The sequence below is a fragment of the Natrinema sp. HArc-T2 genome, assembly GCF_041821085.1.
GTDB lineage: Archaea > Halobacteriota > Halobacteria > Halobacteriales > Natrialbaceae > Natrinema.
Genome location: NZ_JBGUAZ010000003.1, coordinates 373,699 through 386,122, shown reverse-complemented (window position 1 = coordinate 386,122; position 12,424 = coordinate 373,699). Strand labels below are relative to the sequence as shown.

At 60.1% G+C, this 12,424-nt stretch carries 10 protein-coding genes; 6 read left to right on the top strand and 4 right to left on the bottom strand.

Translation table 11 applies throughout. The features are described 5' to 3' along the window. Positions 1–222: 222 nt before the first annotated feature. The gene (locus tag ACERI1_RS09465; protein WP_373617877.1) at positions 223–1,560 is read right to left on the bottom strand and encodes a SipW-dependent-type signal peptide-containing protein; all 1,338 of its coding nucleotides are present in this window, start codon (positions 1,558–1,560) and stop codon (positions 223–225) included. A gap of 295 nt (positions 1,561–1,855) precedes the next feature. Next, the gene (allB, locus tag ACERI1_RS09460; RefSeq protein WP_373617876.1) at positions 1,856–3,226 is read right to left on the bottom strand and encodes an allantoinase AllB; all 1,371 of its coding nucleotides are present in this window, start codon (positions 3,224–3,226) and stop codon (positions 1,856–1,858) included. Positions 3,227–3,523: 297 nt separating this feature from the next. Here allB and ACERI1_RS09455 point away from each other — a divergent pair, with 297 nt between their 5' ends. The 3 genes from ACERI1_RS09455 to ACERI1_RS09445 all read left to right on the top strand — a co-directional run bounded on the left by ACERI1_RS09455 (position 3,524) and on the right by ACERI1_RS09445 (position 7,431). Then, complete coding sequence (locus tag ACERI1_RS09455; protein WP_373617875.1) at positions 3,524–4,507, top strand: NAD-dependent epimerase/dehydratase family protein; 984 nt, start codon at positions 3,524–3,526, stop codon at positions 4,505–4,507. A 473-nt stretch (positions 4,508–4,980) separates the two neighbouring features. Further along, positions 4,981–5,481 carry a helix-turn-helix transcriptional regulator gene (locus ACERI1_RS09450; protein WP_373617873.1) on the top strand — a complete coding sequence of 167 codons (501 nt, stop codon included), beginning with the start codon at positions 4,981–4,983 and terminating at the stop codon, positions 5,479–5,481. Between the two features lie 153 nt (positions 5,482–5,634). Then, on the top strand, positions 5,635–7,431 hold the full coding sequence (locus ACERI1_RS09445; RefSeq protein ID WP_373617872.1) for a hypothetical protein: 1,797 nt from the start codon (positions 5,635–5,637) through the stop codon (positions 7,429–7,431). Between the two features lie 220 nt (positions 7,432–7,651). Here ACERI1_RS09445 and ACERI1_RS09440 read toward each other — a convergent pair whose 3' ends face one another. Further along, positions 7,652–8,155 (bottom strand): ArsR family transcriptional regulator, encoded by a 504-nt coding sequence (locus tag ACERI1_RS09440; RefSeq protein WP_373617871.1) that lies wholly within the window; start codon positions 8,153–8,155, stop codon positions 7,652–7,654. Between the two features lie 1,280 nt (positions 8,156–9,435). Between ACERI1_RS09440 and ACERI1_RS09435 the strand changes: the two genes are divergently transcribed. The 3 genes from ACERI1_RS09435 to ACERI1_RS09425 all read left to right on the top strand — a co-directional run bounded on the left by ACERI1_RS09435 (position 9,436) and on the right by ACERI1_RS09425 (position 11,544). Continuing rightward, positions 9,436–9,768 (top strand): helix-turn-helix domain-containing protein, encoded by a 333-nt coding sequence (locus ACERI1_RS09435; RefSeq protein ID WP_373617870.1) that lies wholly within the window; start codon positions 9,436–9,438, stop codon positions 9,766–9,768. Positions 9,769–10,001: 233 nt separating this feature from the next. Then, the gene (locus ACERI1_RS09430; protein ID WP_373617869.1) at positions 10,002–10,277 is read left to right on the top strand and encodes a PadR family transcriptional regulator; all 276 of its coding nucleotides are present in this window, start codon (positions 10,002–10,004) and stop codon (positions 10,275–10,277) included. A gap of 286 nt (positions 10,278–10,563) precedes the next feature. Continuing rightward, entirely contained in the window at positions 10,564–11,544 is a 981-nt protein-coding gene (locus ACERI1_RS09425; protein WP_373617868.1) for a DUF1616 domain-containing protein, read from the top strand. 108 nt (positions 11,545–11,652) lie between these two features. Here the strand turns inward: ACERI1_RS09425 and ACERI1_RS09420 are convergent, their stop codons facing one another. Then, positions 11,653–12,189, bottom strand: a complete 537-nt coding sequence (locus tag ACERI1_RS09420; RefSeq protein WP_373617867.1) for a hypothetical protein — start codon at positions 12,187–12,189, stop codon at positions 11,653–11,655. Positions 12,190–12,424 lie beyond the last annotated feature (235 nt).

Here is a 12,424-nt window from a genome sequence, read left to right as displayed (position 1 = left end):
TCCATTCTCGAACGACTTGACCTCAACCCTAATGAGAAGCGTCCGTCCAGAGAACTGCGCCACCTTTCGAAACACCGCGCTGCGGTTGCGGTGAGTGGTGCCGAGCCTCGTAGACGGGCCGGCTGCATTCCTCGTCGTCCGTTCAGGGTTGTCAGACCGGTAGACAGCAGGAAGTGTTCATGTTAAATCTATGGGTGGCTCCAAGCTTGACCTCAGGGTAGTTCACCGCTCTGTGGGCCACTCCATAGGTGGATTGTCGTTATGGCGGCATTGTTCAGTGTAGAACTGCAGATCGAACGACAGTCGGTCTCCCTGTATCTCGTTGATAGCTTTCTGTCCGGGCACACCCGGAAGACACCACTCGAATCCAATGTAGTGGGTCGTCGAAGCAGGGATACACTCGGGTTCCGTGGGCTCCTCTTCGACGTCAGGACAGTAACTGACCTCAATCCAACTGATACCATATCGCTTGCTCCCGCTCCCTGCACCGAACTCGGAGAACGCGGTCCCTTCGAACGCACAGCTATATGGATTGGATTTCGTCGGCGTACCGCCCTTGACGTCGATTTGGCAGATTCCAGACTCGCTCTCCCAGTCAAAACCGACGACTTCTGAGTCAGGCGCATCAGGACCGTCCTGATAATGAAGTCCCGTTATCGTGAGTTTGACTTTGTTATCGTTGCTGTCTTCGAATACGAGTGGGTCCCCACTGTCAAAATGATCTCTGAGTTCATCTTGCGGGTGCTCATCGAGTCGATCATCGATGTGGACACACTGCTCAGAGGAGCCCCCATTATTGTCAACAGGCGTGATGAGCGGATCAGGATCGAGTAACACTCCTTCGTTAAGTTCGTTCAGTACCTCTCGTAACGTCCCCTGTGCGATGAGTGGCTCGACACCCTCGAGCCACTCGTTGTCTCCTGGGCTAGCCTCGACTCGCTCATAGCCGTCGATTTCGCCGTCTTCATCAAACGTGGGGATCTCGTAAGACCCGTCGGCCATATCGTACCAGACACGGGCCCAGGCCCAGTCAGCGAGGTGTCCACTGGGTTTGTTGTCGCGATCAGCGTCCTCGTACCGTTGGTTTTTGGTCCGGAACCAGACCCAGCCATCGTTGTCACAGAGGTGGTAACTCAGTGTCGTCTCCCAACAGTCGCCGGGCTTGACGTCGTTAAGATAGACGAGTGGTTCAGGATCTTGAGAGTCTGGACGTCTAAAATCCTGCTCACCGTAATTTCTGAGAGTTCGCCAATCCGAGGAAAGGGGTGCCTCATCGACAGCACCACACACACCACCTTTGATCGGATCGAAGTTTTGTTCACCCTCACCCATTGGGTCTGGGAAAACATCGATCAATTCGAATCCATCACCCATGTCGTACCATTCCTCCCAGTCGACGACAAGTGCGAGCTCCCCCGCAGTCAACTGGTTGTCTGGGAGGTTCGCTTTATCACTGAAGAACGCACTCGTGCCTGCTCCCGCGAGCGCGCCCCCGACACCGATCGTGCCCAGTCCTGCCAATACGTTCCGTCTCGAGATCGAATCATTATCTTCTGCCATTGTGTTCTCTTCCCCATCCAGGGGAACCCCAGCGACGGAGTCGAACCGCCGTGTGCCATCTGGGACGTAGTAGCTACATCCCGTCCATGGGAGGTATATATACACAGCCATGACAGTCACTAGGACAGTCCTTCGAATCGGAAGCGAGCGGATACGTTGCGATGACTGTCACGCGAGAGAACAGCCGATCGAGCTGAACGGATCGGAAATCACCACAAACAACAGACTGCAGGCAGTTGGCTCACACTGGGCTGTAAGCGAAAGTAGCCGCTAAAACGACGGGGCGAGCCGGTAGCTAGCTGTTATCGACGTCGACACGCGTCCCATACCCCGACTCGCCGACGACGTCGCCGTCTTCGTAGACGACCGCGCCGCGGACGATCGTCGTGACCGCCTTCCCGGTGAAGGACTCGCCCTCAAACGGCGTCACGCAGTTTTTCGAGTGCAGGGTTTCGCGATCCTCGAGCGTCCACTCAGCGTCGGGGTCGACGATCGTGAAGTCGGCGTCGGTGCCGACCTGCAGCGACCCCTTCTGGGGGTACATACCCCAGACTCGCGCCGGGCGCGTCGAGTGGTGGTGGACCCACTCCTCGAGCGTGAACCGCCCCTGATCGACGAACGAAAGCATGGCGGGGACCTCGGTCTCGAGGCCGACAAAGCCCGAAATCGCGTCCCAGGTGTTGCCGAAGGGGTCGTCGACTTTCTTTTCGTCGGGCGTGTGGGGTGCATGGTCGGTAGCGATGGTGTCGATCGCGCCGTCCTCGAGTGCGTTCCAGAGTCGGGCCTGCTCGTCGGCGTCCCGAATGGGTGGCTGGACGCGAGCGACGTTGCCCTTCTCGCGCATGACCTCCTCGGTGAACCAGAGGTAGTGCGGGCAGGTCTCGGCGGTGACATCGACGCCGCGGGCTTTCCCGCGCGCAACGGCTTCGGCCGCCGAGCCCGAGGAGACGTGGAACATGTGGATCTTCGCGTCCGTTTCCTCGGCGAAGGTGAGCATCCGCTCGACCGCTTCCTGTTCGGCGATCACGGGCCGGGAGTGAGAGTGGTCGATCGGCTCGTTTCTGCCCTCGGCCTGGAACCGTTCGGTGTAGTGGTCGATGATCTCGCCGTTTTCCTCGTGGAAGCCCAGCCGTTTGCCCGTCTCGCCGATGCGTTCCATCGCCTCGAGAATCTCGCCGTCGTTCGGCGGCGGCACGTCGCCGACCGTCGAGCCGAGGAAGATTTTGAAGCCGAGCGCGCCGGCCTCGTCGATCGCCGGAATCTGATCTATGTTTTCGGAAGTGACGACCGCGTAGCTCTGGAAGTCGACGTGGGCCGACGCCTCGCCGCGCTCGAACTTGAACTCGAGATGGTCGGGTCGGTCGATGACGGGGTCCGTGTTGGGCATGCCGACGACGGTCGTCACACCGCCGGCGGCGGCTGCTCGCGTCGCGGATTCCCAGTCTTCCTTGTACTCGAGGCCGGGTTCGCGGTTGTGGATGTGGCCATCGACGATGCCGGGAACCAGCACGTTCCCGTCGGCGTCGACGACGCGGTCGGCGTCGGGGAGCCGGTCGCTGCGGCCAACGGCGACGATCGTGCCGTCCTCGACTGCGACGCCCGCGTTGGGTGTCCGTCCCGCGGGTGTCACGACGGTACAGTTGCGCACGACGAGATCGACGGTCATTGCCCGGGAGTTGCCGAGGGCCGCGCATATAGCTTCCCCAAACGACTCGCGTTACTGGATCGGACGGCTCGGAGGGCGACACAGTTCGTCGGCTCGTTTTATTTGGGTTGTTCGCGTTCGCACGCGTAACAACATATGTAATAACAAACACGAATCGTGGGGCCGCTCGAGTCGCCAGGTGTCGTTGTACACTGGCGACAGACGGCCCTGTAGGCAGTGCCTTCCGCGCGAGACCGACAGCAGAGACAGGGGGTACGAGTCGGATACTAAACAGCGAGGTACTGGTAGCGAGGCGGGATGGACTCGCCAGCGATTCGCGACCGAACAGTGCTCGTGACCGGCGGTGCAGGCTTTATTGGCAGCCACCTCGTCGACGCCCTGTGCCCGCACAACGAGGTTCGGGTCCTCGACACCTTCACGACCGGTGATCGGGCCTACCTCCCAGAGGACGTAACGGTGATCGAGGGCGACGTTCGCGACCCGATCGCCCTCCAAGAGGCCGCCCGCGGCGTCGACATCATTTTCCATCACGCCGCGCTCGTCAGCGTCTCCCAGAGCGTCGACGCGCCCCGACGGAGCAACCAAACCAATCTCGAGGCGAGCCTGCTACTCCTAGAGCAGGCCCGTCAGGAGGACGCCCGGGTCGTCGTCGCCTCGAGTGCGGCGGTCTACGGACACCCCGACGAACTCCCAGTGTCGGAGACGGCACGCACGGATCCGACCTCGCCCTACGGCGTCCAGAAGCTCGCACTCGACCAGTACACCCGCCTCTACGAGGAGCTGTACGGACTGGAGACCGTCGCGTTGCGATATTTCAACGTGTACGGACCGCGCCAGCAGGGGCCCTACAGCGGCGTCATCTCGACGTTTCTCGAGCAGGCGCGGGCTGACGAGCCGATCACGATCGAGGGAGACGGCCAGCAGAGCCGTGATTTCGTTCACGTCAGCGACGTCGTCCGAGCGAACCTGCAGGCGGCGACGACCGACGCGGTCGGCGAAGCGTACAACGTCGGTACGGGTCAGCGAACGACGATCGAGGGGGTAGCCGAGACGATCCGCGACGCGATCGGATCGTCGTCGCCGATCGTCCACCGCGAACCCCGCGCTGGCGACATTAGACACAGCGGCGCGGACACGTCGAAAGCGACGCGCGAACTCGGCTTCGAGAGCCGAGTCGGCCTCGAGTCGGGGATTCGGTCACTGGTCGGTGAGGAGACGGCACTGACCGACGAGGAAGCCGGCCCAGCCAACGAACACCGCGGAAGCGAGTCGTATAGCTGAATTCGGTCCTTCGGTCCGACAGGATCGGTGCGCCGCCGGTTGACGCTCGTCGGTGTGTCGAACACGAAATCGATGAGGAACGGAGTCAGAACCGACCGAGACGCGCGACTCGTCGCGTCGTGTTTGCTTCGGAGAGAGTCTCACCAACGGTTCTTTACTCCGGAAATCCGAGGCAAATCCGCACTAACCGTCTCAAACGTCCGGTCTAGTTTATTCGGTTCGTTGAACAAAGGCGGTCTATCCCATGATTGGCGACTGTTTCGCCCGGACGATTGCGGGCCGAGTCGACGGCTTCCCAGTCGGAGTGGCTGGCCAGCGACAACAGCATCTCGGTATCGGTTGGTCGAGCGGAATTCACGTTCGGGAAGAGATACAGATAGAATACTAACAGCATATGTGCTATAAAAAAGGATTTGTAGAGTGGTCACGACCGTACAGGACATGAACGAGGCGACTACGGATTCCCCACAGCCATGAGCAGCTATCACTGGGTTGGAGCGTCCATCGCAGCGTTCATTCCGTCGACCAGCGACGCGATCGTCGCTGTCGCGGGCACGGGCTCTCGAGCAGGGTTCGCATCGTGGTCGATCCGACCGCTCCAACTCGATGGCAGTGCCCATCTCGCCGCGCTCGTTGGCATGCTCGCGCTTGCGCTTCTCGGAGCGGTACTCGTCGCACGAAACCGATACGGGGACGCAGCCTCGCTCACAACCGATCCGGAGACAGACCACGAGGAGTTTCTGACCGACCAGGAGCGTGTGTGTCAACTGCTCCAGCAAAACGGCGGCCGGATGAAACAGTCGAACATCGTTGACTCCGTCGACTGGTCGAAAGCGAAGGTCAGCCGACTGCTCGCCGACCTCGAGGAGGACGATCAGGTCACGAAACTGCGTCTCGGGCGGGAAAATCTGGTTTGTCTGCCGGGCCACGAACCGACGGCCTCGAAATCGTCCGAACAGACCTACGACGACTAGCGGGGATCGTTCCTATCAACAATCGTTGTTTTCCGTGAGCGAAGCTGCCACTGTGTACGCGCCCGCTGAGCCGTAGTATCCGATTTCTCAGCGTAATGGTTCTGCTGGTTTATCCGCTGTACGAACGACGGGGAAGATGCCTTTACGGCAACCATGAACGCACGCAATCAGGTGCTCGTCGTACTTACTGCGCTGATGCTCGTCTGCTCGAGCGGGGCGATGGTGACAGCCGCAACGAGCGGCAACGCCATTCAGAGCAGCGACACCGGCGCGGACGGGTACGACTCAGCAAACGAAACGGCAAACGAAACAACGAACGAGACGGGAGCTGTCGAACCGGCCGCCGACAACGAAACTGATGCCGCGGACAACGAGTCCGCCCAACAGCCCGCGTACGTGACGTTCAACAATCAGACGACCGACGGCGAGACGGTCGTCGTCGAGAACGTCACGCTGGCGAGCCCCGGGTTCGTGACGATCCACAACAGTAGCCTCCTCATTGGCGACGCTATCGGCAGCGTCATCGGTACCTCCGAGTACCTCGAAGCGGGCACGCACGAGAACGTCACCGTGACGCTCGACGACCCGCTCGAGGAGAGTGAGACCCTGATCGCGATGCCGCATCGCGATACGAACCAGAACGAGACGTACGACTTCGTCGAAACTGAGGGTGAGGAAGACGTTCCATTCCTCACGCCCGACGGCGAACCGGTGACCGACGAGGCAGTGGTCACCGTCGAGGGTGCAGCTGAGGATACCGTCACCCAAGAGCAAGTCGGTGAAGACGAGACGATGGATGAGGAAGACAACGTCTCCGACGAAGAGCCGACCGCCGAAGACGACATGATGGATGAGGAAGACACTCCCACTGAGGAGGACAACGTCTCCGACGAAGAGCCAGTCGCCGAAGACGAGACGATGGATGACGAAGACAACGTCTCCGAAGCTGAAGATAATGTCTCCGAGGAGGAACCAGCTGACGAGATGCCGGTGGCTGAACCCCCGGTCGACGGTGAGGGACAGCCGATCTTCATCACGGTCGAGAACCCCACCATCGAGGACGTAACCCTCGAGAACATCACCGTATACATGGCCGTCGTCGGTGAAGATGTTGACACTGATCGGATCATCGATCAGATAAACAACATCGTTGACGGCGACGTCTCAGCTGACAACGTCACTGTTGAGGAGACGCCAGCCGACGAAGAGACGGTCGAAGACGAGATGGAAGACGATGAAGACAACCTCACTGAGGAGGATAACGCCTCCGAAGAAGCGCCAGTCGCTGAAGACGACATGATGGAGGACGAAGACAACGCCTCCGAAGAAGCGCCAGTCGCTGAAGACGACATGATGGAGGACGAAGACAACGCCTCCGAAGAAGCGCCAGTCGCTGAAGACGACATGATGGAGGACGAAGACAACGCCTCCGAGGAAGAACCGGCTGACGACGACCTCGGCGACGACAACGTCACCGGTCAACAGCAAGTCGCCGATGAGAACGCCACTGACGAAGTAGAAGTCGAGGACGGTCTCGAGGCGACCGCGTTCAACATCAGTGATCTCGAGGCACCAGAGAACGCCACGATCGGTGAGAACATCACCGTGACGGCAAACGTCTCGAACCCCACCGATGCGGAACGCACTGAGACGATCGAGTTCCGTCTCGAGGGTGACCTCGTCGCCGAGCAGAACGTGACTCTCGAGAGCGGTGCCAGCGAAATCGTCGAGTTCGAGGTCGACACGACCGGTCTCGAGCCTGGCGAGTACATCCACATGGTGCTGGGTGACGAAGCTGGCGAAGTCGCGACGATCGAGTTGACCGAAGCTGACGGTGTTGGTGTCGAAGAAGGCGTCGACGAAAACGAGACGGACGAAGACGAGATCGGCATCAACGGAACCGACGACGGTTTCGATGACGGAGCCGATAGCAACATGACGGCCGACTAATCGGTTACAGTTCGGTTCGTCACCACTCTGCCGCACTACCGGACACGCGTCTTTTCTCGCAGTCGACGTGAGCGGGGACTGGACAGTCGGCTTCGACCGCCGTGCAGCCAGCGAGCCGTCAGCCAACCTGCGGTGACTGATTCCCGGTGGGACCGCACAGCGGGACACGGACCCGCCGACACCGACGGACAGGAGCCCGTCTCAGTGGTCACCGACTCGTCTACCCGAGCAGTTGATACAGGCTGCTTGCGGCAACGGCGAGAAACATCATGACGCTCGAGAGCACCGGATCGAGACTCGAGAACACAGGGGCCTCGAGACCGGCCAGCGCGATGATCGCAAGTCCAATGGTACTGAGTCCGAGATGGAGCTGCAAGACGCGGGAAGAGTCGTCCGCGTGGCCGTCGACGTACTGGAGAACGTCGTCGAAGTGGTCGCCAGGTCGAATCGTCTTCGCGTCGGAATCGTACTCGATCACGGCGTCTTCCTCGAGTTGCGGGAGATGTGTCTGTTGGAGAGAGACGTAGACGCTCTTATAGAGGTTGTTCGGAACGGACGAGGTATCCGACTCGGTCGCGGCGATCTCGGTCGCGACGTCTGAGACGTCGATCTGCCCACCCTCCGCTGCGAGCAACTGGACGATAGCCCGCCGCCTATCGTTGCCGAGGATGTGAAAGACCTCACTCTCCTCGAGCGGCTCAGTTCTGTTCGTTTGAACTGACATCGATGAGAGAGAAGACGCGAGGGTTCTCGAGGGACCGTCCACCACCAATGACCATGTATCCCCACTTCACTGACCACTAACTTTAACTTTTGCAGGTTACGGTGGATGCTGACGGAGCCCACGTGATCGAGACCCATGTGATCTGTGGTAGGAAGACGGTACAGACAGGCACTTAGACGGTCTGTTATTCCGATATATCGATCACCTTCAGGGCGGTCGCGGCCCCGCAGACATCCACTGACAGGCGTCCGTCTCAGTCTGCCGTGCCCATCACTGATCGAAGATGTGGGCTCGAAGAACGGGGCGTTGGTACGCTCGAGAAGCGAAGGCTGCTACAGTTGCCACTGACCATCAGTGCGCACCTGCTCGCACGATTGCTGTAGGTCCGTGTGTGAACGAGTTCAGTTGTTCCTATAGAAAACACGCGGACGGTCGTGCACTTATTCCCTGGGGAGATGGCCGCCGGATTGCATCTCCCGATACGTCGTACAGGACGGGCAGCCATGGACGATATCGCCGTTGTCACCGAAGACTCGAGCAAACTGCTGTGTGACGTGTGACCCACAGTTTCGGCATCGAGCGCCGGCTGTCGACGATTCCATAGGCTTCCAGTCGTGTTGGTTGGCGTTCATGGGTTTGGGGGGTGTGTACTCGGACGGGTATCGATGGTCTCGCCGCAAGCGGAACCAGTCACGCTCAGCTCCGATCCAGCGACGAGACCGTTCATCCAGCGTAATACCCGTCCGGGCATCGTCGTATCGAGGGAAGCAAACGCGAATAAAGGACGTTGACTGTTCATGGAAGGTGTTGGTTTCGGGAACCTGGAAACAACCCCTTGCTGGCCGATATCGGCCAGTAGCAGGGTTGTACCCTGACTGTCGTCGAGTACCAGCCGTTCGACCTCAATCCGAATTCAGCCGTATTGGCGTCTATTCAGTGATCAAACCATTCGTTGACGACGCGGGGACGGTGTTGAAAGCTGTAGTTTCCGACTCGAAATACGATCTTACGTCGTGTAACGAAGTGGCGGCGGTCTGTAAGGTACATCGTTATAAAATACCACTATCGCTTACCGATTCTCGTGTCGGAATGTAATCGTGGTATCCCCGGCAGTGGTGGTCCAGCGATACTGTGGGCTGTCCGTACGGTGGGTTCGCCGGACGGTCTCGGCGACTCTCACGTCCGGTGACGGTCGGCAGTATCTCGGCCCTCTCGAATCGACACCTCTCGCAGAGCGAACAGACGCGCCCCGTCTGAAACGGAGACGGGTGATCACAATAATGTCAACACAAGCGAGTAACACCCGATCGGAATCGACCGCCGATCCAGCGGCCCAACTCGACGTCCTCGGAGACGACTGTGCCCGGACGATCCTCATCGCAACGAGCGAAGGGCCAAAGACGGCAAAGGAACTGACCGAACGAACGGAGAGCTCGTCGGCGACGGTGTACCGACGGATCAACAATCTCCTCGAGAGCGATCTCATCGAAGAATGCGTGCGGTTCGAAGACGACGGCTCGCATACGACTGCCTACGAGTCGACCGTCGACGTCCTTCAGGTTCGAATCGATGCGGACGGCATCAACGTCGCGGTGGCAGAGAGAGACAGCTGACAGCCGACGAGCGTATCACCGACGTGATGGCTATTCGTTCACTGCCCTCTCCAGTAGCGTTGCCTAGCCGATATCTCTCTCGAGCTCCGTCACAACGGCCCCGCTGACGATCGAGTGACTGTCACGAGAAACCGCAGTTACGCTCGAGTAACACAGTGTAAACAGACGGAAGGGTCACTGTATGATACGGATAACAAATATCCACTCAGTGGAACGGTCAGTGTGATTGAGCAATGCACGATCTGACCGGCTTCCAGCGCGACCTGCTGTACGTGATCGCAGGGGCTGACCGTCCGTCGGGACAGACCGTCAAAGACGAGGTCGAGACGTACTACAGCTCGGAGATCAATCACGGGCGGTTGTACCCCAATCTCGATACGCTCGTCAATAAAGAGCTGGTCGAGAAAGGACAGCTCGACAGACGAACGAACTACTACGCGATCACCGATGCCGGTCGAGAACAGATCGAAGCTCGCCGGGAGTGGGAGGAACAGTACGTCGACTTCTAAACCAGGCGTTCGGTAAGACGATACCGAGAGCGAGTAACGCGGTAGCGACAGTGTTGGGACGACTGACCACACTGAGAGGGACGCTTGCCAGTGGGTGTCTGCGGGTCGCGGACCCGTCAGGCTGACCTACTGGGACACAGTGACAGCAGCCCGTACGAGCCGGTCGTGTCGGTAACACGGTCATAACAAAGCACGGAAGACTGCATCCTCCAACGAGTATGGCACTCGTCTTCTCCGTACAGGGACCGAACTCGGATGCCAAACAGCGACAGCCGGTGAACCGTCGATGAGTCATCGAGCGAGAACCTGGCTGCGGTTTGGAATCGTTCGCCGCTACCCATTCGATCTCGCAGCCGTCTCGGTCGGTGCGGTCGTCGCGTATCTGCTGGTGACGCGATTCGGAACCGAAAGCGAGCTCCGCTTGTTTGCGATGGTGCCGCTTGTCCTGTTTCTTCCGGGATATGCGTTCGTATCGACACTGTTTCCGACCGACAAGCGACGCGCGAACAGAACGGCGGCGACGGCAGCGGAGGCCCGCCCCCGCGGAATCGACGTCACCGAACGCATGGGGCTGGCCTTCGTCCTATCGCTTGCGATCGCGCCGGTGATCGTCCTCGTCTTGCCGGTCACCGACTGGGGGTTGACCGCAGCGTCGATCACCGCGGCGCTTGCACTCGTGACGGTCGTGTTTGCACAACTCGGCGTCGTGCGACGGGTTCGAACCCCGGACACCGAGCGCTTTACCGTCGCGCCGATCAGGAGTCTCGGGCGACTCCGCAGTGCGAATGTAACGTTGTCGTCAGTCGTCCTCGTGATCGCGATCGGGGCGGCAGTCAGCGCACTGTTCATAGGGGTGTTGCTGCCCGTCTCGGCGGGTGGATACACGGAACTCGCGTTGTATAGCGAAACCGAAGACGGCGAGTTGGTCGCCGGCGAATTCCCGAGCGAGGTCGCGCCAGGGACATCGATTCCCGTGACCGTCGCGATCGAAAATCACGAACGAGCTCAGCAGGACTACACGGTTGTCATCCAAGAACAGACCCTCGAGGACGATGCCGTCGTCGAGCGAGCCGAGTTACAACGGTTCAACACGACCGTCGCGGACGGTGCGACCGCACGCAACGAGCGATCGGTGACACCGACGGCAGGAGCCGGCGAAACGGTTCGGATCAGTGTCTTACTCTATCACGACGAACCGCCAGCCACCCCGACGAACGAAAACGCGGCAGAGGAAACTCACTTCTGGGTGAACGTGACCGAGGGGTGATATCCGCCGCGCTGAGTGCGGACTTTCCGCGAGTCGAGGCCCGCGAGGAGGTTCGATTTCGCGCCTCGAGTGACGGACACTCGAGGTCTTGCTACGATCTCAGACGGGCTACCGGCTCGTACGGCCAAGCGGAAGCTCGGCGAGGGGACGACGTGACACGTGCTGGGCCACCGAGAGGGCGAACACGACGATGCAGAGTGCCAGCGCCACGATCGGCGCGAGGCCCGTCGTCAACGGCCCGACCGCGAGCCACGAGAGCCCGAACGCGACGACGCCGAGAGCCGTGGCGACCGCATAGAAGCGGTGCCACGCGTGTTGGCTCTCGAGGTGCCGATCGAGGTAGGGTTCGAACCGTTCCGCGTTCGGGAGCAACTCGATCTCGTGCCCCTCCGGATCCCAGTCGACGATACCGTGATCCTCGAGCATCGGCAGATGGGTCTGGTACAGCGAGATGTAGACCCGCCGGCGCTGGGTTCGGGTCACGTCGTCGGGATCGGTGTCGTTTTCCCAGGCAGCGACCTGCTCGACGAGCGGCGCGAGATCGCAGGAACCGCCCTGTCGTTTGAGGAACTGAACTGTTCGTCGTCGCCGCGCGTTGCTAAAGACGTCGAACAGTTTGGCCTGGGTGAGTTCGGTCTCAGACATCGCTCCCCTCGTCCCGTCGTCTCCGGTACCGATTCCGGCGGACGAATGTACTCGGATACCTCACACCACCGAGTGCCAGACTGTGACACTTTACTATCACTCGACTACCCTCGCGAAAGGGATTTGTACCAGTTAGCGCCCGTGACAGACGCTCAATCCAATGTTTCTAGCTGGGAACGGGACCGATCCGTTCGTTCGTGGCCGCACGCGGCCTGCTCACGCCGCTTGCGCGAGG